At 64.0% G+C, this 23,938-nt stretch carries 20 protein-coding genes, 1 tRNA gene and 1 pseudogene; 15 read left to right on the forward strand and 7 right to left on the reverse strand.

Annotated features, from left to right (window positions below):
* The first annotated feature begins 147 nt into the window (after window positions 1-147).
* Window positions 148-2,427 (forward strand): DEAD/DEAH box helicase, encoded by a 2,280-nt coding sequence (locus GA615_RS20630; RefSeq protein WP_152053220.1) that lies wholly within the window; start codon window positions 148-150, stop codon window positions 2,425-2,427.
* A 585-nt stretch (window positions 2,428-3,012) separates the two neighbouring features.
* Window positions 3,013-3,438: a hypothetical protein gene (locus GA615_RS20635; protein ID WP_152053221.1), complete on the forward strand. Its 426-nt coding sequence runs from the start codon at window positions 3,013-3,015 to the stop codon at window positions 3,436-3,438.
* Between the two features lie 29 nt (window positions 3,439-3,467).
* On the opposite strand, the gene GA615_RS20640 is transcribed toward GA615_RS20635, so the two are convergent.
* Window positions 3,468-3,541: transfer RNA gene (locus GA615_RS20640), tRNA-Arg, on the reverse strand.
* Window positions 3,542-3,833: 292 nt separating this feature from the next.
* Between GA615_RS20640 and GA615_RS20645 the strand changes: the two genes are divergently transcribed.
* Window positions 3,834-4,070: a hypothetical protein gene (locus tag GA615_RS20645; protein WP_152053222.1), complete on the forward strand. Its 237-nt coding sequence runs from the start codon at window positions 3,834-3,836 to the stop codon at window positions 4,068-4,070.
* Window positions 4,071-4,349: 279 nt separating this feature from the next.
* Here GA615_RS20645 and GA615_RS20650 read toward each other — a convergent pair whose 3' ends face one another.
* Together GA615_RS20650 and GA615_RS20655 are read right to left on the reverse strand one after the other, a co-directional pair.
* Entirely contained in the window at window positions 4,350-5,768 is a 1,419-nt protein-coding gene (locus GA615_RS20650) for an outer membrane beta-barrel protein (RefSeq protein WP_152053223.1), read from the reverse strand.
* A 94-nt stretch (window positions 5,769-5,862) separates the two neighbouring features.
* Window positions 5,863-7,650, reverse strand: a complete 1,788-nt coding sequence (locus GA615_RS20655; protein ID WP_161602462.1) for a porin — start codon at window positions 7,648-7,650, stop codon at window positions 5,863-5,865.
* 380 nt (window positions 7,651-8,030) lie between these two features.
* Between GA615_RS20655 and GA615_RS20660 the strand changes: the two genes are divergently transcribed.
* Window positions 8,031-8,945: a helix-turn-helix transcriptional regulator gene (locus tag GA615_RS20660; protein ID WP_152053225.1), complete on the forward strand. Its 915-nt coding sequence runs from the start codon at window positions 8,031-8,033 to the stop codon at window positions 8,943-8,945.
* Here GA615_RS20660 and GA615_RS28775 read toward each other — a convergent pair.
* A pseudogene (locus GA615_RS28775) lies at window positions 8,942-9,238 on the reverse strand (potassium channel family protein); the annotation flags it as partial. The gene GA615_RS20660 and the pseudogene GA615_RS28775 overlap by 4 nt on opposite strands.
* Window positions 9,239-9,540: 302 nt before the next feature.
* On the opposite strand from GA615_RS28775, the gene GA615_RS20670 reads away from it, so the two are divergent.
* The 9 genes from GA615_RS20670 (at window position 9,541) to GA615_RS20710 (ending at window position 17,158) form a co-directional block, all read left to right on the forward strand.
* Window positions 9,541-10,443, forward strand: a complete 903-nt coding sequence (locus GA615_RS20670) for an urea transporter (protein ID WP_152053227.1) — start codon at window positions 9,541-9,543, stop codon at window positions 10,441-10,443.
* 117 nt (window positions 10,444-10,560) lie between these two features.
* Window positions 10,561-10,863 carry an urease subunit gamma gene (locus tag GA615_RS20675; protein WP_152053228.1) on the forward strand — a complete coding sequence of 101 codons (303 nt, stop codon included), beginning with the start codon at window positions 10,561-10,563 and terminating at the stop codon, window positions 10,861-10,863.
* A gap of 145 nt (window positions 10,864-11,008) precedes the next feature.
* Complete coding sequence (ureB, locus tag GA615_RS20680) at window positions 11,009-11,383, forward strand: urease subunit beta (RefSeq protein ID WP_390622249.1); 375 nt, start codon at window positions 11,009-11,011, stop codon at window positions 11,381-11,383.
* 34 nt (window positions 11,384-11,417) lie between these two features.
* On the forward strand, window positions 11,418-13,133 hold the full coding sequence (locus GA615_RS20685; protein ID WP_152053230.1) for an urease subunit alpha: 1,716 nt from the start codon (window positions 11,418-11,420) through the stop codon (window positions 13,131-13,133).
* A gap of 324 nt (window positions 13,134-13,457) precedes the next feature.
* Entirely contained in the window at window positions 13,458-14,063 is a 606-nt protein-coding gene (gene ureE / locus GA615_RS20690; protein ID WP_152053231.1) for an urease accessory protein UreE, read from the forward strand.
* Window positions 14,064-14,102: 39 nt separating this feature from the next.
* Entirely contained in the window at window positions 14,103-14,771 is a 669-nt protein-coding gene (locus GA615_RS20695) for an urease accessory protein UreF (RefSeq protein ID WP_390622250.1), read from the forward strand.
* 21 nt (window positions 14,772-14,792) lie between these two features.
* Entirely contained in the window at window positions 14,793-15,431 is a 639-nt protein-coding gene (ureG, locus tag GA615_RS20700; RefSeq protein WP_152053233.1) for an urease accessory protein UreG, read from the forward strand.
* Window positions 15,428-16,336, forward strand: coding sequence for an urease accessory protein UreD (locus tag GA615_RS20705; protein ID WP_152053234.1), 909 nt, complete (start codon window positions 15,428-15,430; stop codon window positions 16,334-16,336). Before ureG ends, GA615_RS20705 begins: the two co-directional genes overlap by 4 nt.
* A gap of 438 nt (window positions 16,337-16,774) precedes the next feature.
* Window positions 16,775-17,158, forward strand: coding sequence for a hypothetical protein (locus tag GA615_RS20710; protein WP_161602463.1), 384 nt, complete (start codon window positions 16,775-16,777; stop codon window positions 17,156-17,158).
* Between the two features lie 300 nt (window positions 17,159-17,458).
* Here GA615_RS20710 and GA615_RS20715 read toward each other — a convergent pair whose 3' ends face one another.
* The 3 genes from GA615_RS20715 to GA615_RS20725 all read right to left on the reverse strand — a co-directional run bounded on the left by GA615_RS20715 (window position 17,459) and on the right by GA615_RS20725 (window position 22,224).
* Window positions 17,459-18,214 carry a PEP-CTERM sorting domain-containing protein gene (locus GA615_RS20715; RefSeq protein WP_152053236.1) on the reverse strand — a complete coding sequence of 252 codons (756 nt, stop codon included), beginning with the start codon at window positions 18,212-18,214 and terminating at the stop codon, window positions 17,459-17,461.
* 348 nt (window positions 18,215-18,562) lie between these two features.
* Window positions 18,563-19,885, reverse strand: a complete 1,323-nt coding sequence (locus tag GA615_RS20720) for a hypothetical protein (protein WP_152053237.1) — start codon at window positions 19,883-19,885, stop codon at window positions 18,563-18,565.
* Window positions 19,882-22,224 (reverse strand): hypothetical protein, encoded by a 2,343-nt coding sequence (locus GA615_RS20725; RefSeq protein ID WP_152053238.1) that lies wholly within the window; start codon window positions 22,222-22,224, stop codon window positions 19,882-19,884. The genes GA615_RS20720 and GA615_RS20725 overlap by 4 nt, the downstream gene beginning before the upstream one ends.
* Before the next feature lie 376 nt (window positions 22,225-22,600).
* On the opposite strand from GA615_RS20725, the gene GA615_RS20730 reads away from it, so the two are divergent.
* Window positions 22,601-23,242: a hypothetical protein gene (locus tag GA615_RS20730; protein WP_152053239.1), complete on the forward strand. Its 642-nt coding sequence runs from the start codon at window positions 22,601-22,603 to the stop codon at window positions 23,240-23,242.
* 297 nt (window positions 23,243-23,539) lie between these two features.
* Complete coding sequence (locus GA615_RS20735; protein WP_152053240.1) at window positions 23,540-23,938, forward strand: hypothetical protein; 399 nt, start codon at window positions 23,540-23,542, stop codon at window positions 23,936-23,938.

Genomic DNA, 23,938 nt, shown 5'->3' on the forward strand with positions numbered 1-23,938 from the left:
GCGTTCTCGCGCGTCGCGTCCAGGGGCAACCGGGTTTCGTGAAAGCGCGTCGGCGGTCACACTGGGGGGAGCCTCGCGTGGACAGTCCGACCGTTGCGAGGGAAGCTCGATGGAGTTCCTGCCCACCAGACCGGGAGATTGCGGCCGATGCCGTTGGAGATTCCGACGCGAGACGAGTTGTACGTGCGGTATGTGGACCAGTTGCCTTACGAACCGTATCCCGTCCAGGACGCCGCGCTGGAGGCCTGGTTCGAGTCCGAGCAGGGGGTCCTCGTCTGCGCCCCGACGGGCACGGGCAAGACCCTGATCGCCGAGGCGGCCCTCTTTGAGGCGCTCCATACGGGCAAGCAGGCCTACTACACGACCCCCTTGATCGCGCTGACCGAGCAGAAATTCCAGGAGATGCAGGACCGGGCCGTGGAATGGGGGTTCCGCCGCGAGGACGTGGGGATGGTCACCGGGAGCCGCAAGGTCAACCCCGAGGCCCCGGTGCTCGTCGTCGTGGCCGAGATCCTCCTGAACCGCTTGCTCAACCGGTTCGACTTCTCGGACGTGACGGCCTGCGTCATGGACGAGTTCCACAACTTCGCCGAGATCCAGCGCGGGATTGTCTGGGAGCTGTCGCTCGGCATGCTGCCCAGCCATGTCCGCCTCCTCCTGCTCTCGGCGACGGTCGGGAACTCGGCCGAGTTCGTTAACTGGTTGGCGAGGCAGCACAACCGCACGATCGCGGTCGTGGAGGGCAAGGAACGTCGGGTGCCGCTGACCTACGAATGGGTGCCCGACCTGTTCCTCAACGAGCAGCTCGTCGTGATGGCGGCCGGCGACGAGGACGGACGTCGGACGCCCGCCCTGGTCTTCTGCTTCGACCGCGAGGAGTGCTGGAGCGTCGCCGAAAACGTCATGGGCAAGGACCTCAACATCTCCGACACGCAGAAGAAGGAGCTGCACGACCGGATCAACGCGCTCGACCTGAGCCAGGGGGCCGGCCCCAAGCTCAAGCGATTGCTCCACCGGGGGGTCGGCGTCCACCACGCGGGGCTCCTGCCGAAGTATCGCCTGGCCGTCGAGGACCTCTTCCAGCGCAAGCTCCTCCCGGTCGTCGTCTGCACCGAGACCCTGGCGGCCGGTATCAACCTGCCGGCGCGCTCGGTGGTGCTCTCGTCGCTGGTGAAGGGCCCCTTCGGCGCGAAGAAGCTGATCGGCTCAAGCATCGCCCACCAGATTTTCGGCCGAGCCGGCCGCCCGCAGTTCGACAACCGGGGGTATGTCTATGCCCTGGCCCACCCCGACGACGTCGATATCGAGCGGTGGAGGGTGAAGTACGACGCCATCCCCGAGGACACCCGCGACCCGGGCCTGTTGAAGGCGAAAAAGGCCCTCAAGAAAAAGAGGCCGAGGCGCCGCGAGAACGAGCAGTACTGGGTCGAGGGGCACTTCAACCAGCTCCAGGCCGCCCCGCCCGGCAAGCTCTCCAGCAGGGGTCCGCTGCCGTGGCGGCTGCTGGCCTATCTGCTTGAGGTCTCGCCGGAAGTCGAGGGCATCCGCGCCGCGGTCCGCAAGCGGCTGATGGACGACCCGCGGATCGCCGCGGGCGAGAAGGCGCTCGACCGGATGCTGCTGGCGCTGCACGACGGTGGGTTCGTGACCCTGGACCCCGAGCCCCCGCCGCCCCCGGAGGCCGGCGAGCCCCCGACACCCTATACGCCGACCCTCGCCCAGCCGACGCCCTCGTTGGGGAAGCTGCTCGCGTTCCGGAGCATCCATCCGCTCTACGGCGCCTTCCTAACCGAGATCCTCGCCGGGGCCGATGCCGACGAGCGCGTGCAGGCGATGGAGAGTACCCTGGAGATGCCCGGTCCGGTCCGGAAGCGGCTCCGGGTCCCGCTCAAGCTGCTCGAATCGGGCGCCCTCGCCAGCTCGATGCTCGACGCGGAGCTGATCCAGCGTGGGCTCATGGCCGCGCAGGTCGACGAGGAGGACGAGGAGGAGGACGACCGGCCCGAGTGGGAGAAGAGGCCGCCGGCCCTGGCGGAGAAGCTCCGGCTCTACTTCGACCACCGCTACCCCGACCTCGCCGACGTCCACTCGCACCCGATCTGGTGCGCCGGCGAGCTGATCGCGTACGACGGCAACTTCAATAAGTTCGTGACGAGCCTCGACCTGACCAAGCAGGAGGGGATCGTCTTCCGCCACGTCCAGCGGATGATCATGCTCTGCGGCGAGTTCGAACGGGCCTGCGCCCTCGACGTCGACGCCGGCCCCTCCGCCCTCACCTGGCGTGACGAGCTGCGCGAGCTGGCCGCGAAGCTGACCGAGAGTTGCCGAGTCGTCGACCCGACCAGCACCGACCAGCTGATCGCGAAGCTCGGCGAACCCGACATGATCGATGCCGAGGCAGCGAGGCTCACGGGCGGGTCGACCTGAGGGCGGACGGGCCTGATCGCCTCCCGCCAGGCTTGTTCGCACGATTCTGACAGTTGAAAATTTCGAATAGCAGATGATGAGCACAAGCACGAGCTGTTGCTTGGCGCCCCCCGCCATCCCGGAGTCGTTGCCAGGAGACGATTCCGGGGGTGTGGCGGTGGTCGAAGCTGCGAGCCCATGCGGCTCGGTTTGCCCTCATCCTGGCTCGGCTCCGTCAAGTGGCCGATTCCCGGGGTGGAACTTGTGAGATGACCGTCGGGCGCTGAGTGAGCAGGAGATCGTCGCCCTTTTGCGAGCGGCCGACGCTGGCGCGGTGGTCGATGGCATGAGCGGGCCGGATCGCAGGATGCTCTACGCCGTGGCCCTGGGGACTGGGTTCCGAGCAGGAGAGCTTCGCAGCCTGACCCCGGCCTCCTTCCGCCTGGACCATACCCGCCCGCGATCGTCGTCTCCAGTTCCTCCTCGAAGCGCCGCCGGAAAGATGTCCAGCCGATCCGAGCCGACCTGGTCGAACTGCTCCGCTCCTGGATCGCCCGCAAACCCGCCGGGACGCCCGTGTTCGCCCTCCCTGAGAAACCCGCCCGGATGCTCCGCGTCGATCTGGAAGCTGCTGGGATCCCGTACAGGGATGACTCGGGCCGAGTGTGCGACTTCTATTCGCTCCGCCTCACCTTCATCACCTTGCGGGCCATGTCGAGCACCCCGGTGAAGTCGGTTCAGTCACTCGCCCGCCATAGCACGCCCGTCTTGACGCTCGAACGCTACGCCCATGTCAGCCTGCATGGCCAGTCGGCCTCCCTGAACGCCCTTCCTGCCCTGAATCCCAGCAACACGCCCCCGCGAACCGAGGCCGCGATACTGGCCCGAACGGGAGCCGATGGCCCGATCCTGGCAGCGCATGGGCAGCGCGCAGGAGTCGGAACGGAGCGTTTCGAGTCGGATACAGACGGGAACGCTGATGTTTTCCCACCTAGCCCGAGTCGGCGCAAAGCAAAACCCGAGACGGGTTGAGTCGTCTCGGGGTCGCGTGTTGTCGGAAGTACACCCGGTAGGACTCGAACCTACAACCCTCAGTTCCGAAGACTGATGCTCTATCCAATTGAGCTACGGGTGCATAAAGAAAACGCAGAGGCCAACTTCAAGGATGTGTTTGAATAAGAGGGTTTTCTAAAAAAATTCGGAAAATAATCTCGGAAATGAAATCGAAAAGCAGGGATCGGCCAGGTCAAAGTGCTTCAACCAGGTTGATCTTATCTTACAAAGGAGGCTGGTGCAATGTCCAGAAGGAACTGGGGCCGGATTGGCCGGTGGGTCAATGGGTGAGCGTCTCGATTAATTGCGTGCAACGAAGACTGCTGATGGGTTCGCCCCGATTCTGCGATGATCCGTTCACGGAGGGCCCGGCGATGTCGCTTTCCGAACTGACCCCGGAACACGCCGCCGAAGCCGAACGCCTCTATCAGCACCTTCGCCCCGTCGCCTATGCCAGCGTCGAGGCCACGGGCCTGGGCATCCAGGGGCCGCGGGGGCGAAGGCCGACGGGCGGATGGCCTGGGTGGGCAAGCTCTTCAACCCCCGGCCTGACCGCGGCGACGCGACCTCCGGAGCCCATCCACCGGCGGCCCGCTACCAGGCCGGGCTGATGGACCTCGACGAGCTGGGGCGCGGATGCGGCGGCAAGCGGCCCAGATCGGCATGGACCAGGCGGAGCAGTGGGTGGCGTCCGGCTGAGCCCACCTTCCCTGATGGTTTGAGATTGGCCATGCTGAATGCTTCACCTATTGGGGAGGAGCCGAGGCGATGGCACCCCAGGACGATCGGGCACGGTACTGGGCCGAGGTGATCGATCCTCTCGCGCGCCAAGATTAAGGTCTGCGACCTCGGCGGGAATCGAGGCGATCCGGGTCCACCGAGATGGTGGGTCAGAAGATCAGGATCATATCGAGGCCGATCGTGAGTTGGTCACCGGATGTGCCGTTGTCGTAAGGTCGGCTGGGATGGGCCCAGTCGTATCGGACCTCGGGGCGGATCCAGAGGCGACGGCTTGGTTTGAGGACCGCGCCGAACGTCACCTCGAAGAAGTCGCCGGGGAAGCCGGTGCGGGAGCCGGCCACGTTGCGGAACCATTCGGTACGGAGGACGAGAGAGACGGGCTCGGTCAGCTCGAGCAAGAACCAGTTGCCAACCGCGTACCACTGGTCGGACGCGGGTAGGCCGTTCCGACCGGCCGATCCGAGGCCGGGAATGGAACGCTCCCAGCCCTGGTCGAATTCGAGAACCTGAAGGAGGCGGTCGGTCCAGTTCCGGGTCATTACCGTGGTGAAGAGGGTGCGATCGTTGCGGCGATAGCCCGGGTTGGGGAGACCGGCGAGCGAAGGGATGTTGACATAGCCGGTCGGGAAAATCTGTGTATGAGCGGGCAGGAAGCGGGGGAATTGGTTCGGCCCCCAGAGACAGGTGAAGGCCAGGTGGGAGCGGCCGTCGGGGGAATCCCAACTGAATCCACCAACATATCCCCAATCGTAATGGTCGTTGACGAAGCGGTCCCAGCCGTTGATGGCGCCGTTGAACAACTTGACGCGATCGGAGACGTACAGTGTCGTCAGCACGCCAAAGTGGGTAAACGGTTGGCCGTAGTCGAACATGTAGGGGACGGAAAGGAGCGGGCGACTGACGGCGGGCACGCCCTCATAGCCGGCGATGGTGTACCAGCGGCCGCCTCGGATGTCGAGACCGCCCTCTGTGAGCACAGGCAGGTGGACCTCGGCGTAGAACTGGGCCGGGTCGTAGCCGGCAAAGCGATTTAGCTGAAAAGTGTCGTCGAAAAGCCCGTGCATGTGGTTGAACTGCCAGTCGTTGCCGAACAGGTTGTCGAATCGGAAGCCGAAGTTAAGGCCTTCGCCCTGCTCGATGGGATCCTCCACGATCAGGTAGTACTGGTTGCCCATCCATTGATTGGCGAGGTCGTTCGGGTTCACGCCGAAGTTGTGGCCGTTGGCCGGCGAGGCAGGGTTCCCGGTGAAACTGTTCTGGATCCAGCCGTGGATCCGGACGCGACTGCGTTCAAGTCCGAGCAGGCGATTGACCGGCAAATCGGATGTCGGGTCGAGCGGCGAGCCCTCACGCGAGTCGCGATCGCCCCGGCCGCGAGAGGAGCCCTGGAAGATGATGACGTCGGAGATCAGGTCGTCGAGGGTCCGTTCGACGGGGCTGCCTCCTCGCCGCTCGGCCACCGGCCCGGGTGGGGCAAATTCCGGCGCGGGCTCCTGGCCGAGGGTGAGCTGGCCGGGGGCTGCGAGCGCGATCCAGAGCGAGACACTTGCCGCGAGAACCCGCGCCATCTCCCCTCCGCCTGGCCGTCCCGAACATCTGACCTCGGGGGCAGGTCGGGCGGATCCCAAATCGGGTTGAACTCCGAGGGATGTCCGCCACCGCTCAGAAGAACATGGCGTAACGGAACCAGAAGGTTCCCCAGGTATCAATCGGTTCGGGACCGTTGACCGGGATCGCTCGGTTTAGCCCGGTCCAGAGGTAATTGAATGACAGGCGCGTGTATCGGTTGGGCCACCAGTTCACGCCGGTCATCAGCTGGCCCATCCGGTTGGTCGAGGTACGCGGATCGGCAAAGCCGCGGGCGAAGTCGCCGGTTCCGACGTTGAATTCCGACCATTGCGCAGCGAGCTGCCAGGCACCCGGCCCAAACTGGCCACGACTCGGTCGCCAGGGTCGCAGCGGTGCGACGGTCGAATAGCCCTGGAAGCCGTTGCCTGCGTAATCTCGCTCACCGGTCAGCCAGTATGAAGCATTGATATAATATGCATGCTGTGTCGAACGGCCACGGGTGGTCACGTCTTCGAGAACACGGCTGAAGTTCATGTATTCCGCGAGCACACTGAACCGCCCGAACCAGAAGAAATGGGGTGCGACCCGCGTTCGAACCCCTCGGGCAATGATTCCCTCGTTGTAGGTAAAGAACGGTATACCTGTCGAGGTGACAAATTCGGAGTTCGTCGTGGGTTCACCCGCGCCGTTGATGAACGCGATCTGCTCACCCGGGTTCAGCCGGTAAGTATCGTAACCGGACGAGAAGCCCACACCGCCGCCAAGAGCTTTCAGGATGCTATCGCTGGGAGCGAAGGGAGTCAGTGTGATGGCCCCGTTAAATTCAACATTGTCATTCAGTGCATACCAGAAGCTGGTGCCAGGGTTGTTGACTCCGGACCACCACTGGAGTCGTCCGTCGAACAGGTTCCCCGAGGCCATCACTCCGAGCTGACGTTTGCCGGCTAACTGAAAGAGGGGCGAGTTGGTGATCACCGGCTCCATCGCCGGTGAGAATCCGTAGTATTCGTACAACGGGGGGGTGAGTCCCTTGCCGAAACGGACGGTGAGGGCGTCGCTGAAGCGGTAGGCTCCCCAGACATCGAGCAGGTTAAACTGGCCAAGGAAACCCTGCGTGCCGACCTGATACAGCCAGTTTTTGGTCACGTTGCCATAGATAAACGTACGAGCGAATGGGACGTTGAACCCCTGCTCGATTGTCGGCATGTTCGCGCGATCATAAAACGTTCCATCGAGCGTAACCTGGTTGGTGAGATTCATTGAGAACTCACCTTCCTCGTCACCAAGATGCAGGTAGCCGCCGCCGCCCAGGGCACCGGTGCCCAGGTTGTAGCGGTAGCTGGGGCTCAGCGGGAAGTTGTCGCGGGTGGGATGGTCGGGATCGCCGAAGACCTCGGTCATCGTGCTCGACCCGGAGTAAGTCGTGGTGACTCGGGGCGCGGGTGCCCCCCCTCGCGTGGTCATGGGGGCCATCGCGCCGTCAGCAAGTGCTCCGAATGTGGTCCCGGGAGCTGACGGCTGGACCTGCTGGAACCCCGCCAGTTCGCCCTGCCGCATCATCTCCATCTCGCTCCTCAGCCGGACAACCTCCTCGCGAAGTGTCCGCATCTCGGCCACCTCCGCTCGGAGCTGGCGCAGTTCCTCGACCATCGGGTCGGAGGACGACGGAGTTGGCGCGAGCGGGGTCGAGTCCTCCCCCTCAAGGACCGGCGGGAGATCCGGGACAGGCGCACCCGATGGAGGAGGGACGTCCGGGGTCCGAACCTGGCTCCTCGCGACCGGGGACCAGGCGAGCCAAATCCCGAGGGCCATCAGGGCGACAACCTGTCTGCCGGAATTCCCGCTCAGGGCGGCCACCTCGACTCTTACCTCTCGGAACATCGACAGGCTCCTCCCAAGGAATTGAACCCCGGTCAGCTTCCGACCCGGTCGCGCCCCAATCCACCGGGACCAGAGGTTCCTAGAAATTTCGGAGTCTCCACGACCACGATGAACTCGCCAGTCTCCGGCATCAGATATCGACCAGCCGGCACAATCGGCTTGATCGATCCTGAAGGAGCCAGCACCGCAACTTCTTGATATGGGCCGCTGAGGTTCGACACATCGAGTGTCAACAACTGGACACCGCATCGCCTGATCGATACGGTGGACTTGCATGGATATGAGGCCCTTTCTGCCGTCTCCGATCGTCGAACGGAGGGTTATCGAATCTGGGAATTCTTCGTGACCTCTCTGAGGAGAGTCGCGGAGAAGGAGGCTCCATGACGAAACTGACTCGAGTCCTTTTCGAGGATGGGGCCACCCCGTTCTCCCCCGAGCTGATCAAACTCCGAATCCTCGCCAGCAGTTCAGCTTACGGCTGGGACGGACTGCGGGTCATCCACAGCATCGGTGGCGTCGATGAACCGATGACGATTCTGAGCAAGTTCCACCAGCTTTGCGTGCCGATCGGCCCGCAGGAGTTCCGGGTCGATTGGAAGACCGGGGCAAGGATCAAGAGGCGGTGGCACGGTCGAGGGGTTTTCAGTCTGTTTCCGGCAATGGAAGCCCATACTTTCCAGACCTCAGGCCTGCCCGATGTGCTCAACTGGAACATCGATGCCGCCGTCCTGCATCGAACCGCCGAGCGGGAACTGGATCGGACGCTGTCCGGCGTCGCCCTGTTCCCCCGACTCGGCGCCGAGGACGCCCGGATGGTTGACCTCGGTCGTCGAGTCGCCATTGCCCTGGAACCAGCCGTTGCCCTGGCGTCACGCCTCCGGGTGGAGGAGCTTCAGGTGGAGGCAACGATGCACCTCCTACGTCATCATTCCTCCGTGGGAATCTTCTTCGGGCCGGAACGTAGCTCCGTTTCGGCGGCCCGACTGCGGCCCGCCGCCGAGCGCCTTCATGACGAGGACGGCACCGCGATCACGATCGAAGATCTGGCAGACCTTGTGGGGTTGAGCCCCTATCACTTCCTCCGCCAGTTCAAACGTGTCGTGGGAGAAACCCCGCACCAGTACCTGATCCACCTGCGGATCGAGCGAGCCAAGGGGATGCTGGAAACGGGGTGCCTCTCGATCGCCGACATCGCCTTGCAATCGGGGTTCTCCAGCCAGAGCCACCTCACCACGTTCTTCCGACGGCAGGTGGGGCTGACCCCCAAGGCTTACCGAGAATTGCTCCTTCGTTAGCTCTTGGCTCGATGGATTTGCTGCCCGGCAATGCTCCCCCGCGCTGGGATCGAGGACGAATCCACGAATGTGGGCCTCAAAGCATCGATCTCCGCCTGGATTTCCTTGTGTTCGGCCAGGATCCGGTTCAGTTCCTGATCCCGAGACTCCAATGGCGCGCTCCCGAACCAGGAGACCATCGACCCTGTGACGGTCCCAACGAGCCCGGCCCCGGTGAGCATCAGCAAGGTTGCGACCAGACGTCCCTCGATCGTGATTGGAGAGAAGTCACCCTGGCCAACCGTCGACATTCTTACAAAAGTCCATCAGAAGGTGTCCTCGGCGCAGGCGGCAAAGCTGGCTGTCTCGAGGGAGGAATATCAGGCCGGTGAGCGATCGAGGAGAAAAATTGAAAGGGAGCAATAACATGATAGAACCGGCAGATTGGTGAGAACTATAATGAGCCCAGAGACGAGAGAATCTCGTTTGCCAAAAGCTCTTACTCCCTGATTCGTCTCGCTGCACGTGGGAGCCGACCGGGAGTCAATTTCGGAGATGCTCGTCGCCAAATCATGGCGGAGTTCTTCTGTCTGAATGCTCGAGGCTCGTCGCGATCATGTCATCAGCAGACCTGGCCGCCTCCTCCCCCAAGACCGATGCGCCGCTCGACATCGCCCGGGTTCTCCTCCGGGGGATCGGGCAAGTCATGTTTCAAGGGCATGCAGGCACGGGGACGCTCTTCCTGATCGGAATCGCGGTTGCATCACCCTTGATGGGTGTTGGGGCGGCCATCGGCGCGGTCGTCGGCCCGCTGGTGGCCCGACTGCTGAAATTCGACCGCGAGGAGATCGTGGACGGCATCTACGGGTTCAACGCGACCCTGGTCGGGATCGCCCTGGTATTCTACCTCAGGCCGGTCCCCTGGACCTGGGGGCTCGTTCTGGTCGGTTGTGCCGCATCGAGCCCCGTTACCTACCTGATGCGACGGTATTTGAAGTTCCCAACTTACACGTCGCCGTTCATCGTGGTCACCTGGCTGCTGCTCATCCTGGTGCACGAGATCGCCGGCACGACGCTTGACGTGCCACCGGCGCCTCCGGAACACACGCCGGTCGGCTTCCTCAACGAGGTCTTCCGGGGAGCGGCCGAGGTGATGTTCGGTGCGAACATCGTCACAGGCATCCTGTTCATCGTCGGCATCGCTCTGAGCAACTGGCGGCATGCGACCCTCGCCCTGCTCGGCTCGCTCATCGGCACGGCGGTGGCGGTTTACCACGACGATCCAATCGAGTCGATCTCCATCGGCATCTACGGTTACAACGCCGCACTGGCGGCGATCGCCATTTTCATCTGGCGGCCGTCGTTACTCATCCCCGCCCTGGCCGCAGTCGTCTCCGTGCCGCTGACCGAGTTTTTTCCCAGGATGCTGGGGATCCCGCCGTTGACGGCGCCGTTCGTCGCGGCATCGTGGATCATCCTGGCGGTCGGTGTGTTGGAGTCAGCCTTTGTGAAGAACTAAGTGCCTCGCCCTCGGTCGGGTGCCGGGCCTGGAACCCGGCGATCGGGCGGAGGAGAATCCGATCCTCGATCAACGTCGCCGCGACCGGTGAGAGCCCCCTGGAGTCGGAGTCGACCCATGCATCTGACGCCCCGAGAGATGGAGAAGCTGGTCATCTACCAGATGGCGGACATCGCCCAGCGACGCAAAGCCAAGGGCCTGAAACTCAACCACCCGGAGGCCATGGCGATCATCTGCGCCTCGGCGATGGAGGGGGCCCGCGAGGGGAAGTCGGTTGAGGAGGTCATGACCGAGGCGACCCAGGTGCTGACCGCCGCGGACGTGATGGAGGGGGTTCCCGAACTGATCCCCTACGTCCAGGTGGAGGCGGTCTTCACCGACGGGAGCCGCCTGGTCACCGTGCACGAACCCATCAAGTGACCCGAACGTCCCACAGGCGGAAACGGGCCCCGGCCCGAGGAGACGAATCGTGGCAGATTCCGAAAACAAGGGCGTCGGTTCGTGGCAGCGGCACCCCGACGCGTCAGCGCACTCGGACAATCCAGACCAGGCTCCGGTTGGCGGCCTGATCCTCGCCGAAGGGGAGATCGAGCTCAACGCCGGGCGGCCGACGGTGACGTTGAAGGTCCGGAACACCGGCGATCGACCAATCCAGATTGGCTCGCACTTTCATTTCTTCGAGACGAACCGCTACCTGGAATTCGACCGTACGGCCGCCTTCGGCATGCGTTTGAATATCCCCTCCTGCACGGCCATCCGCTTCGAGCCAGGGGACGAGAAGGAGGTGACACTCGTCCCGATGGGCGGCAAGCAGTTCTGCGTCGGCTTCAACAACCTCGTCGATGGCTGGACGGGAGACGGTCCTACGCCCGACTACCGCCCAAACTTCGACGCCGCCGTCGAGCGGGCCCGGCAGCAAGGCTTCAAATCGACCAAGTAGGGCATCAAGGCACCGGACCCGGGGACACGGCACCATGAAGATCTCTCGCAAGCAGTACGCCGACCTGTACGGCCCGACCGTTGGCGACAAGATCCGGCTCGGCAACACCGACCTCTACGTCGAGATTGAGAAGGATCTCCGCGTCTACGGCGACGAGCTGATCACCGGCGGCGGCAAGACCCTCCGCGACGGCATGGGGTCCGACAACCAGCTGACCCAGGAGGCCGGCTGCCTCGACCTCGTCATCACCAACGTCACGATCCTCGATCCGATCCTCGGCGTCATCAAGGCCGACGTCGGAGTCCGCAACGGCCGGATCGTGGGGATCGGCAAGGCCGGCAATCCGGGAACGATGGACAATGTGACCCCAGGGCTCGTCACCGGCACCTCGACCGATGCGATCTCCGGCGAGCACCTGATCCTCACCGCCGCCGGCATGGACACCCATGTCCATTACATCTGCCCCCAGCAGGTCTGGCACGCACTGTCCAACGGCATCACCACCCTCTGGGGGGGCGGAATCGGCCCGACCGATGGCACCAACGGCGTCACCACCACCAACGGCCCCTGGAACCTGGAGATGATGCTCCGGGCCGCCGAGGGGCTGCCGATTAACTGGGGATTCCAGGGCAAGGGGAACAGCAGCGGCCACGCCCCGCTGGTCGAGCAGCTCCGCGCCGGGGCGGCCGGGTTCAAAATCCACGAGGACTACGGGACAACCCCGTCCGCCATCCGAAGCTGCCTGTCGGTGGCCGAGGAATACGACGTTTCTGTGGCGGTGCATACCGACACGCTCAACGAGTCGGGCTTCGTCGAAGACTCAATCGCCGCCTTCGACGGCCGAACGATCCACACGTACCATTCCGAGGGGGCGGGCGGCGGCCACGCTCCCGACCTGCTCAAGGTGGTCGGCCAGCCGAACGTCATGCCCAGCTCAACCAACCCGACGCTCCCCTGCGGCGTCAACTCGGTGGCCGAGCTGTTCGACATGATCATGGTCTGCCACAACCTCAACCCGAAGATCCCCTCCGACGTCTCCTTCGCCGAGAGCCGGGTCCGGGCCGAGACGATCGTGGCCGAGAGCGTCCTTCACGACCTGGGGGCGATCTCGATGATCGGCAGCGACGCGCAGGCCATGGGTCGCATCGGCGAGCACTTCCTCCGTGCCTTTCAGACAGCCGACGCCATGAAGAAAGCCCGCGGCAAGCTCAGTGAGGACGCCCCGGGCAACGACAACTTCCGGGCCCTCCGCTACCTGGCCAAGGTCACGCTCAATCCCTGCATCACCGCCGGGATTTCCCATGTCCTCGGTTCGATCACCCCGGGCAAACTCGCCGACCTTGTCCTTTGGGAACCGGCCTTCTTCGGAGCCAAGCCGAAACTCGTCCTCAAGGGTGGATTCATCGTCTGGGCGAACATGGGTGACCCCAACGCCTCGCTTCCCACCCCCCAACCGATGGTCTACCGCCCAATGTTCGGTGCCTTCGGCTCGACCACGCAGAAGACGTGCATCTCGTTCGTCTCCCGGCTGGCCTACGACCTGAACGTCAAGGAGCAGTACGGCCTGACCCGAATGGTCGAACCCGTCGTCGGAACCCGGGTCCTCACCAAGCGGCACATGGTCCGGAACGACTACCTGCCGAAGATCGACGTGAACCCGCAGACCTTCGCCGTCACGATCGAGGGTGAGCATATTACCGTCACCCCGCCGAAGTCGATCGCTCTGAACCAGCTCTATTTCTTCAGTTGAGCCAGCGTCGGCCTTCCTCTTCGTCGGGGCAGGCCGACGCAAACCCCACCGAACTCATAAGGAAGCAAATATCCTTGAACGGAACAGCCCCAGCCCTGGCGTCCATCGGTGGAGGGATCGGCCCTCTGGCTGGTCGGGATCGCCGCCGGTAAGCTCGCCTCTGGACGCGAGAACAACCTGGAGGGGCTTGGGGCGGTCTAGTCGACCTGGCGGCCAGCCTCTCCCTGGGCCTGATCTTCGTCGAACTCAGCCTGCGGCTCGGAGAGGCCTTGTGCGACGGTCCGGGGTCGGGCTTGCCGCGCCGCAACTTGACAGGAGCCCTCGATGATCCTCGTGGAATCCGTCCTCGGGAATGTGAATCACCCGTCCTGGCAGGCTCTACTCGAAGGGGCGGATCTCGATGTCCTCCGCCTCGACCAGTGGCAGGCCCAGAAGAATCGCTTCCGTCGCAAGACCGAGGGCGGTACCGAACTGGCCCTCTCGCTGGAGCGGAACACGCACCTCCACGACGGCGACCTGTTGCTCTGGGATCCAGAGGCCCGGCGGGGCGTGGTCGCCCGGATCGTCCTCCAGGAGGTGATGGTCATCCGGCTCGACGACCTGCTCTCGAAGGACCCCGCGATGGTGGTCCGCTCCTGCGTCGAGCTTGGCCACGCGCTGGGGAACCAGCACTGGCCGGCAGTGGTCAAGGGGAATGCCGTCTACGTGCCGCTGACGGTCGATCGCAAGGTGATGGCCTCCGTCATGCGGACCCATGCATTCGAGGGGATCTCCTACGAGTTCCTCCCCGGAGCCGAGGTCATCCCCTACCTCGCCCCCCACGAGGCCCGCCGGCTGTTCGGGGGCGCCGACTCGACGCCGCACTCCCATGTGCACGGCGACGGGCCTAGCCACGACCACGACCACCCGCATCATCACCATCATCATTGAGCCTGAGCGAGGTCGAACGTGCCAACGATCCCCGAGTTGATGCGCGTCCTTCAATTCGGCGACTCGGTGCTCCCGGTGGGCGCTTTCTCGTTCTCCAACGGGCTGGAGTCGGCGGTGCAGCTTGGCATCGTCCAGGATACGGCAACCCTGGAACAATTCATCGGTACGGCCCTCCATCAGGCGGCCACGTCTGACGGGATCGCGGTGCTTGCCGCGTTCCGAGCCGCGCGGGACGATGACCTCGGCCGCATCGTGGACGCGGACTTTGCCGTTGCCAATCGCAAGCTCAACGAGGAGATGCGCACCATGACGGTGCGGATGGGTCGCAAGCTCGCCGAGATGGCCGAGCATGTGCTCGGTCCCAGCGTCTGCTCCTCCTGGCTCGCCGCCATTCGCCGCGGAGATGCCCCCGGATGTTTCCCCATAGGCCAGGCCCTCGTGTTCTCCTCCCTCGGCCTGTCGGAGCAGGACGCGTTCGCGGTGCATCAGTATGGCCTGGCGAGTATGATGGTCGCCGCGTCGTTGCGACTGATGCGCCTTCACTACCTTGACGCCCAGGCGATCCTCTTCCGCGTCAACTCCGAGGCCGAGGCCCACTACAAGCAGATCGCCTCGGCCTCGATCGACGACATGGCGGCCTTCGCGCCGGTAATGGACATCGTTGCCTCCGCTCACGTGAAGGCGACCGTCCGCATGTTCATGAACTGAGATACGGGACGACACGGACCTATGAAGAAGATCACTCGCATCGGAATCGGCGGCCCCGTCGGGTCGGGGAAGACGGCCATCATCGAGGCCATTTCCCCGATGCTCATCGAGATGGGCATCCGGGTCCTGGTCATCACCAACGACGTTGTGACCACCGAAGACGCCAAGCACGTGCAGCGCACGCTCAAAGGCGTGCTCATCGAGGAGCGTATCCTCGGCGTAGAGACCGGCGCCTGCCCGCACACGGCCGTCCGCGAGGACCCCAGCATGAACCTCGCCGCCGTTGAGGATATGGAGGCGAAGTTCCCCGACACCGACGTCGTGCTCATCGAGAGCGGCGGCGACAACCTCACGCTCACCTTCAGCCCGGCCCTGGTCGACTTCTTCATCTACGTCATCGACGTGGCCGCCGGCGACAAGATCCCCCGCAAGAACGGCCCCGGGATTACCCAGTCCGACATCCTCGTCATCAACAAGACCGACCTGGCACCCTATGTCGGGGCCAGCCTCGAAGTCATGGACCACGACTCCCGACTAATGCGCGGCGACAAGCCGTTCCTCTTCACCAACTGCAAGACCGGTGAGGGGATCCGAGAACTCGTCGACCTGATCCGGGAGAATGTTCTGTTCGATCTCCAGTTGCCGGCGGCCGGAGCATGATCATCGACGCCCCGGAACTCGCCCCGTATCAGGACGAGCCGAAACAACTCCCCAGCGGTTCCTTCGGCAAGGTTGCATCGCTCCGGTTGCGCTTCGATGACCGGGGCAACCGCTCCATCCTCGGCTTCATGGACCGCCGCGCTCCCCTCCTCGTGCAGCGTGCCCTCTACTGCGACGAGGGAATGCCCGGCCTGCCCGTCGTCCACATCATCAGCAACGCCGGCGGGATCCTCCAGGGTGACCGCTACACCATGGAGTTCGTCGCTGGGCCCGGCGCCTGCGGCCACATCACGACCCAGGCGGCCACGAAGATCCACGAGATGGATGCGAATTACGCCTCCCAGGAGCAGGACATTATCCTGGAGGACGGCGCGTATCTCGAATACCTCCCCGACCCGGTCATCCCTTTCCGGCACTCCCGGTTCCTCAGCCGCACCCGAATCCGGATCGCTCCCGCGGCGACGCTCCTCTACGCAGAGATCCTCATGGCTGGGCGTAAGTACTATCGCGAAGGCGAGCGATTCCAGTTCGACCTGTTCTCCTCGACGGTCCGGGCAAATCGGCCCTCGGGAGCCGAGCTCTTCGTCGAGAAGTTCGTGATCGAGCCAGCCCGCTCGCCTGCCAGCCGCATCGGAATCATGGGGGATTTCGACGTCTTCGGGAACGTCATCCTCCTGACTCCTCGCGAGCACGCCGACGCAATCTTCGATCAGGTCCCCGCTCTCTGGGACAAACGTGAGAACATGGCCTCCGGGGTGAGCCGACTCCCGAACGATGCCGGTCTGATCTACAAGATTCTCGGGATGGAGTCGGGGCCCGTCCGTACAAAGGTCCGAGAGTTCTGGTCGATCGTCCGATCGCAGGTCACCGGCAAGCCGGTCACTCCGGAGTTTCCCTGGCGCTGAGCCTGATCTCGGTGCAGCCGGGCGTCACATCGAGCATTCCGGAGGTCGACTTTGCTCCCGAAGCCCCAGTCGAACACAAGCGCACCTGGCTCGTGGTTGATGCAAGGCCGGGTCGTCGCGGAGGATGACGTGGCCGTTTGTGGTTCTTATCGCCGCAATCCATGGCGGTGATCCGCTGGGGGAGCAGGGCCCGTTGCTCGTGGACGATCAGTCGCGACGGTGTCCGACTCGGAACACCCCGCTCCGACTCCTGCACCCTGACCTGAGGCTGTCGATCCGGAGCGCCAGCAGTTCCAGGTCATCCTGCCTTGGGGACGACCTCTCGATCGCACGGCTTCTCGAAGTCGCGGTGGGCCTGTTCGCACGCCGACGGGAGGCCAGTCCCGTTTCTTGAATTTGCGCTTGTGTACGCAAGTCCACTATGCTAGAGTTCTCGGCATGGTAACCGACTGCGATCCCCACCGGGCTGAGGAGATCGTTATGTTCTCGTGTTTCTGCCGATCGGGTCTTCCGGCTCCCTTCTCGGCCGAGCATCCTGCCGAGGACCTTCGAACCCCTTCGGCGAACGACCTGCACCCGCCCCCCGCTCCGCATGCGATCATCGGAGCGGTCGTGTTCCGCACGCATCGGGGAGAGACGGCTGAGGCGATTCTCGACCGTGAGGGCCGCTGGCGATGCCCCAGGTTGCCGGTCCTCGATCGGGTCTTGAACATTCTCTACGAGCCGGGCCGCTTGCCCGGTGGAAACCTGCCGTACGGACATGCAGAGCTGTTCCGTGTGGCAAGCTGGCTCAAAGGGGAGGTCCGTCGCCCTCGTTCCTGAAGGAGGGGAGCCGAACGGGGATCGGACGAAAACGCATGGGGCGAGACGCTCCCCGCAATCCAGGGGCGATCGGAAGCAGTTCATCCGCGAGCCAAGCACACACTCACCAGGGACAAATCAACCCACAAATCACATCGGCGTTTTCGATGAAGCTTGCGTCACGGTTCGGCAGGACGATTGGTGGCGGGCCGTTCGAAGTGTCTCAACGACCCGCTGATGACTCCTGAAGCAACGGGGCAGATCGGCTCGAGGGTTGATCGGTGTTCCCTCGACCCAACGCCCCGAACCTCACATCGCTCGTCACTCGGGCACGATCCCGCTCGGACTCGATTGTCGAGCCCGGTGAACTCGGCGGACCATCCACCCGACCCCGGCCAGGCCCATCGCCAGCGAGAGCATGCTGGCTGGTTCGGGGATCGGCACCACATTCACGGTCTCGTCGCCAGACGGATCCAACAGAGCCGGAACCTTGTCACTGCCGGCTCCCAACGGAATGGCCTGAAAGCGAACCACAAAGGAACGCAGCCCCCCACCGCTGCCGGGGGGAACGCTGAGCGTTTCCAAAAACGACGAGGCAGACAGGCTGTTCAATCCCGATCCCACCAGCGCAAACTCAAAGCGGCCCGACTCGCCCGCCGCCAGACCTCGCTGGGGCCGACCGTTCCCGATGCCCACCTCAAGATCGAACTGGCCAAACGGTTCGAGTCCGAACGCGTTGCTCCCAAGCGACGCGCTGAAATGATCGGGAGCGGCGGTCAGCGCAAGCCCCTGAATCGCATCTCCCGGGTTGTTCAGCACGAACCGCGTGAGATAGCCCCCCAGCGACGAATCGATCGTGTTCGTCAAGTCAATGATCAAGGATGCGTTCTGATCGTCGATTGCCGAGTAGTGCAACGCCCCGGAGAACGAGCCAAGCCCCTCGGTGCTGGCAGCCTGATCCGCCGACAGCACGATCGAATCGCCCCGAGCCATCGGGCAGACCACGAGTGCCAGCGCCGAGACCGCGACACCCCCCAACATCTTCAAGCCGCGACTGGTGAAAATCGATCGATCCATCCAGAGATGCTCCACTCAGAAAGAGGTCAACCCATCGTCGAGGCGCACGTTCCACGCCGGCCGTCGTCAAACGACGGTCGTCTCGGCGCAGCCGGCGAGAAAGAATCCCGAAGACGATGCGTTTCTTCTGTTACGTCTCCGGGTTCCCTTTGGTGACGCTCTTGATTGGATGCAAGTCTGCAGCGGAGGCACGCTGGACGCTTAAATCGTGCAAACGGCCGGTTTCATGTTGACCCAAATCAACACCGAGCGGCGACCCGAACGTCGGGCCGCCGCTCGTGGGATGTCAATGCGCAGGACATCACGGTCATCGGGTGCGAAGAAACACCTGATCGTGCCGCGAGCCGATCAGTCCTCCTGCTCCTCCTCACGCTTGGAGAAGACCCGGAAGACGTCGCCGATGACCTGGTTGGCCAGATCGTCGAGCGTCGTGTAAATCACCTCCTCAGCCTGCGGGCTCAGGGGAGACATCTCCGGCTCGTAACCGCCGACCGGATAGGCGGCCGCCGTGGCGATGTAGCCGATATTGCCGTTCGCATACCCGACCACCAGCGGCACGGCGCGGTCGGCAATCAGCCCTTCGATGTGAAACCCGAACTCGACCATCGGCTCGCCGGGCATGGTCAAGAGCAGGTAAGGCCCGATCTTCAGGGCCATCATCTCCGAGGGGACCGGCTCCCGCTTGCCGGGCAGATCGACCACCTCGCGCGCGGATCGAATTCGGTAATACGACGGCCGCACCTTGAGCTGTTCGCGCACGACACTCCGCGACAGGGCCCGCACCACCGCTCCTCCCAGATCGCGGCCGGCCCACTGAATATCGGCCTCGTCGGCACAGCGGTAGGGAAGGCCGGGGAGGTTCGGCCGGATGTCTCCCGCGCACCCTTGAAGGAACATCGCGGTCGTCTCCCCTCCGTAAACGGCTTCGATATAGCGTCGGGCCTCTCCCGGGAAGTCGGCGCTCATGTTCGGGTAGCCGTTGGGGTAGGGGGGAGTGCCATCATCTCCCCAGGTAAAGAAGCAGGGGTGACAGACCCCCAGCATGAGCACCGCCATCGGCGTGAGCGACTTGCCGTCGTCGAATCGAAGCACCTTCACGCGGCGATCATTCGGCCCGTCCGGGTTCAGCCGCACGACCGCCTGGCCGTTGATCACCTTGCGGCGGTTGATGCTGAAGGTAATCTCGTCCTCACCGTAGCCGATCGTCACCGGCCGCATTCCCGAAGCCGCCTCGCTCGCGGCCTGCTTGAGCTTGGCCGTCACCTCCTCGGCCCAGGCAGAACCAGGGGTGTAGCCTGGTCCCGAATGGTTGTGCGAGGCGGCCACGAGGATCTGATCGCTCGGCACCCCGGCCGCTTCCGAAACGGCCGATCGCGTCGCCTCGACCAGACTCGACCAGGCGCCGAGCAGGTCAAAGGTCACAATCGCCGCGCGGGTCTCGCCATCGTCGAGCACCAGGACCTCGGCCCGGATCGGGTCGCGGATCCCCTCGACGTGCCGAGGGTGGCCGACCACGTCCATCCCCCCCTCGGGCATCTCCGGCGTGATGTCCACGCGGGCCACCCCGGCCTTCAGATTCGAATCGACGGGGAACGAACCGTCTTCTGCCCAGGCTGCGGGACCAAGGGCCAGCACGGCGAGCCATCCCGTCAGAAACATCGAGCGCATCATGGTTGCAAGGACTCCAGAGAACGTCGGCCGCGAGGCCAGTCGAGGTGCCGGGCGAGGAAGTCGAACGTGGCCTCGCCCTTGATCAGATGCCCGCCGTTGAAAAAGGTGATCTCCGAGCGATCACCGATCCCGAGCGTATCATACAGCCGCCGCACCTTCGCGAATTCGAAGGCGACCCACTCATCGGGCGCGACGCCGTCGGAGTGACCCCGCTCGACCATGAACGGCCGAGGGGCAATCAGGGCGGCCATTTCCGCATAGTTGAACCCGGAGGCAAGATCCCACTCGTACATGTCGTACTCGATCGTGTACAGGTAGCTCAGGGTTCGATAGAGATTCGTGCATTTGACGACCCACTCGTTGAAATCGGCCGAGCAAATCGACAGGCAGTAGCCGTCGATCAGCGCCGGCACCCGCATGGCCGTCTTGCCGCCGTACGAAAGGCCGTAGAAGGCGATCCGCTCGGGATCGACGTTCGGCAAGGTGTTCAACCATTCGAGCGTCCGCTCGTGCTGGCGCACGATGACCGAGAACAGCGACGCCTTCAACGGATGCAGCTTGCGCTGAAGGGTCCGGAATCGGTCCTGACCGATGTACGGATTCTGAGGTGCATAGACGATGTAACCCAGATCGGCCAGGGCCGCGCCATACGAGTTGTACGGCGAGGCGACCCCCGGAATCACGATCGGGTCCGGCGTCCCTTCCAGCCCGTGCTGGCAAACGACCACCGGCCGCCGCTCCCCTTCGGCAAGGTCTTTCGGCAAGAGGAGGATGCCCGAGGCGACCACGTCGGGCAAGACCGGGATCTCGACGGCGTACCCTTCGAAGTTGGCCTTATCGAGCACCTTGATCGATCGCGGTTCGAGTGGCTCGGTCGCGGCCGGAATCTGCCCGATCACCTCCTCGCGGAAGGCTTCACGGAAGGCGTCCGTCGCGCCTGGCCAGGCGTCGGGAGACGACCGATCCAGCGGCGACCATTTCGCCTCCCGGCGATATTCGGAGGTGCGCAGCAACTCCTGCGTGTGATCCTGGAGGGCCCGAACCCACCGTCCCATACGGGCCACCGGATCGGGCAGGGGGGCCGTCTCGAACCATTCCGGCGCGGGAACCTCTTGCCCATCATCGACCCGAACCTCTCGGTCGAACAGCAGGCCGAGAAAACTCCGCCGCGCGAGATCCCCCACGTTGAGCGTTTGCGTGCTCGAAACCGGGCCCATGCGGAAGCGTTTACGGTCAAGATCCTCGGTCAGTCGGATCAATCGAGCAAATTCATTGACCGTCCCTTCCCTGTCGATCGCCTTGAGCGTTCCCGAGGCGGCCAACGATCGGCCGTTGACCGGCGGCGGGCCGTCCACCTGCGGGCCTCGACAGGGTTCGATCATCAAGGCCCGAGGGGCGATCAGGCTGGCGATCTCGGCATCGCCGAACTCATCGAGCAAGCCCCAAATGTCCCGAGCGATCGGTTCCCGCCAGACCTCCTGACGATTGCCGAAGTAACCGGCCACCCAGGCGGCGTCGATCCGATCGTCGAGAGCGGCGGCGTACAGGGCGATGAGCCCTCCTTCGCCGTGACCGGCCACGCCGATCGGCAAGGCGGGCTGATCGGCTCGGGAGAACCAGTCGATCGCGGCCCGAACCGCGTTTACCTCGTAGCCGATCGGGTGGCGGCCCGTCTCGAACCCCTGCCGCCAGATCCATTCACGGTGGGTCAGGTTGGTCATGGCCACATCGGGGTTGCCCGAGAAGGTGGACGACCGATCAAGCAAGACCGGAACCACCACCCGGCATCCCGCTTCGGCCAGCAGACGAGCCACCTGGGCTTCCGGCGGCACGCCGTCGATCAGGCCGACAAACGCCTCCGGCGTCACATCGCAGTCGGCCATCGCCACGAGGTTGGCGATCGCGTCCCCCTCGGGTTCGAGCAACAGCCCCTCGGCCTGCACGTCTGGGAAAACGTCCCATCGAACCGTGAAGACGCGGAATCCCTCGGCTCGGGCGATCTCGGCCGGTTGCTCAGTGGTACCGACCAGGTGCATGGCCACCGCTTCGACCCGAGAATCGACCGCTCCGACGATCTGCTCCAACCGCTTCCGGTTCGGCTCGACCGACCGAGCATAGGCCTCCGGGCTGGAGAAATCCCGGTTCCAGTGCCTCGCCCGACGCTCGATGCTCGCCGCCGTCTGCCGATCGAGGAACCGATGCAACCCCTCGACCATGGCCTGGGCTGCCTCATCGGTCGAGCCCCGATTTTCCCATGCGGACGTACTGGGAAGCGATTGTGCGGAGGCGGGCAACACCGAGAGCAGCACGGCCACTCCCGCAAGGACGATCCGAACCATTAGCGAGTCTCCTCAACGAGCAAACCGGATCACTCCTTCGCATCGATACCCCGGCGCGTGGCCGGGCACAAGGGGCCACGGGTGACACCTCTCCAATCGCGCCGGCCGATCGCTCGACAGAATTCCTCGGAAAAAACCAACCGATTCGACCAGATCAGTCCAATCGCCCTTGGCTGTTGGTATCGCGGAATTTCGGTCGAATCGCCGACAATCCGCCGACGAGCCGTCTCCTCTGGCTGCTTGCGTTCCCCCCGGAAATGTAGTAACAGTAAAATTGTACCGCCTGGAGAATTTGCTACATCTGGGACGGATGGGCGACCAGCGGTCTCCCCCCGACATGGATGGCCAGGTCATCCATTATCTTGGAGCAGAGACGATGCATCGGATGTTGAGTCGAGCCCTCGTGCTCTCGGCCGCGGTGTTTGGTTTGACCGCGGTGCAGACGGCAGAGGCGTGTCATGGTTGCGGTCAGCCGGCTGCCCCGTGTGTGCAGATGGTTCCGCAAACGGTGACAACATACTGCAACGTGACCGAGACGGTCTTTGACTGCGTGCCGGTCACGGTCATGAAGACGCAATATCGCGTGGAACACGTTCCCGTTGAAGTTCCGGTCAAGCGATTTGTGATCGAGGAAGTTCCCGTCACGAAGATGGTGACCCGGACCCACAAGGTGACCGAATACGTTCCGGCGAAGGTCAAGCACCGCAAGCACGGACACTGCGCCCCGGATTGCTCGGTGCAGATGGTCCCGGTGACTCGCTGCATTCCCGAGCAAATTCCGGTCACGACCACCGTCAAGCGGAAGGTTCCGATCACCGAGATGCAGACCCGGATGAAGCCGGTTCGGGTTGCGGAACAGGTTCCCGTGACGATCACCAAGAAAGTTCCCCGACAGATCGTCAAGCAGGTTCCCGTGACCAAGACCGTGATGGTTCCCGTGACCTACGCTCCGGTGACCTACGCTGCCCCGACCCCGCAGGTCGCGCCGACGGCCCAGACGGCCTCGCCGCAAAGCTGACCACCACTCAGACCGGACGCACCCTTCGCAGGTCGCTTCGGATGAAAAACCACAGGCCCTCGGCCGACCCTTCGGGATCGCCGAGGGCTTTTTCGCTTCCGCCCAGCCCTGGGACGGGAAACCGCAGTTCGACCTGGCACACGGCGCACCAGCCTCGCTCGGTGGGGTCACTGGCTTACGGCGGGCTTGCGGAGTCGTCTCCGAGGCGGGAGAATGCGGAAGTGAGGCCGCATTGGCCGTCGCGCGAATCCGCTTTGAATCTTGATCGAACGCAACGAAAGTGCGAGGAAGCTCGTCATGGCTCAGTGCCAGACCAATCCGGACGGCCGCTGCACGATGGAACCGCCCTGCCCGCCCGGCGAATGTTATCTGGGATCGGTCCTGCTAAAGGAACATGCGGCCGTGGCCGCCTCGGTCGTGGAACAGCCAAGTATTGCCCGATACCTGGCCGGCGTGACGCTGCCTTACGCGCGAACCCCGATCATCGAAGGGGAGGAGTGGGAACGCACCAAGCTCGCCCTGATCAACGCCGTGCTCGATACGCTCGTCCCCGGCGGTCGGCTCGTGGTCGAGTCGGAAGAGGAAACCGGCGAGCCGCACCGCGTGTATCTCGGTCGGGGCAAGGCCTTCTCGCGGCCTCGATCGCTTCCCGACGTCCTCCGAGAGCTGGCCGATTGCCTCGACGGCGGAAAGTAA

The organism is Tautonia marina, assembly GCF_009177065.1.
Classification (GTDB): domain Bacteria; phylum Planctomycetota; class Planctomycetia; order Isosphaerales; family Isosphaeraceae; genus Tautonia; species Tautonia marina.

Coding starts and splice junctions, on each gene's coding strand:
- GA615_RS20705 (WP_152053234.1), top strand. CDS start 15,428: ATGATCATCGACGCCCCGGAACTCGCCCCGTATCAGGACGAGCCGAAA.
- GA615_RS20730 (WP_152053239.1), top strand. CDS start 22,601: ATGCATCGGATGTTGAGTCGAGCCCTCGTGCTCTCGGCCGCGGTGTTT.
- GA615_RS20670 (WP_152053227.1), top strand. CDS start 9,541: ATGTCATCAGCAGACCTGGCCGCCTCCTCCCCCAAGACCGATGCGCCG.
- GA615_RS20675 (WP_152053228.1), top strand. CDS start 10,561: ATGCATCTGACGCCCCGAGAGATGGAGAAGCTGGTCATCTACCAGATG.
- ureE (WP_152053231.1), top strand. CDS start 13,458: ATGATCCTCGTGGAATCCGTCCTCGGGAATGTGAATCACCCGTCCTGG.
- GA615_RS20685 (WP_152053230.1), top strand. CDS start 11,418: ATGAAGATCTCTCGCAAGCAGTACGCCGACCTGTACGGCCCGACCGTT.
- GA615_RS20695 (WP_390622250.1), top strand. CDS start 14,103: ATGCGCGTCCTTCAATTCGGCGACTCGGTGCTCCCGGTGGGCGCTTTC.
- ureG (WP_152053233.1), top strand. CDS start 14,793: ATGAAGAAGATCACTCGCATCGGAATCGGCGGCCCCGTCGGGTCGGGG.
- GA615_RS20645 (WP_152053222.1), top strand. CDS start 3,834: ATGTCGCTTTCCGAACTGACCCCGGAACACGCCGCCGAAGCCGAACGC.
- GA615_RS20735 (WP_152053240.1), top strand. CDS start 23,540: ATGGCTCAGTGCCAGACCAATCCGGACGGCCGCTGCACGATGGAACCG.
- GA615_RS20635 (WP_152053221.1), top strand. CDS start 3,013: ATGCTCCGCGTCGATCTGGAAGCTGCTGGGATCCCGTACAGGGATGAC.
- GA615_RS20650 (WP_152053223.1), bottom strand. CDS start 5,768: ATGGCGCGGGTTCTCGCGGCAAGTGTCTCGCTCTGGATCGCGCTCGCA.
- GA615_RS20660 (WP_152053225.1), top strand. CDS start 8,031: ATGACGAAACTGACTCGAGTCCTTTTCGAGGATGGGGCCACCCCGTTC.
- GA615_RS20630 (WP_152053220.1), top strand. CDS start 148: ATGCCGTTGGAGATTCCGACGCGAGACGAGTTGTACGTGCGGTATGTG.
- GA615_RS20710 (WP_161602463.1), top strand. CDS start 16,775: ATGGTAACCGACTGCGATCCCCACCGGGCTGAGGAGATCGTTATGTTC.
- GA615_RS20715 (WP_152053236.1), bottom strand. CDS start 18,214: ATGGATCGATCGATTTTCACCAGTCGCGGCTTGAAGATGTTGGGGGGT.
- GA615_RS20655 (WP_161602462.1), bottom strand. CDS start 7,650: ATGTTCCGAGAGGTAAGAGTCGAGGTGGCCGCCCTGAGCGGGAATTCC.
- GA615_RS20725 (WP_152053238.1), bottom strand. CDS start 22,224: ATGGTTCGGATCGTCCTTGCGGGAGTGGCCGTGCTGCTCTCGGTGTTG.
- GA615_RS20720 (WP_152053237.1), bottom strand. CDS start 19,885: ATGATGCGCTCGATGTTTCTGACGGGATGGCTCGCCGTGCTGGCCCTT.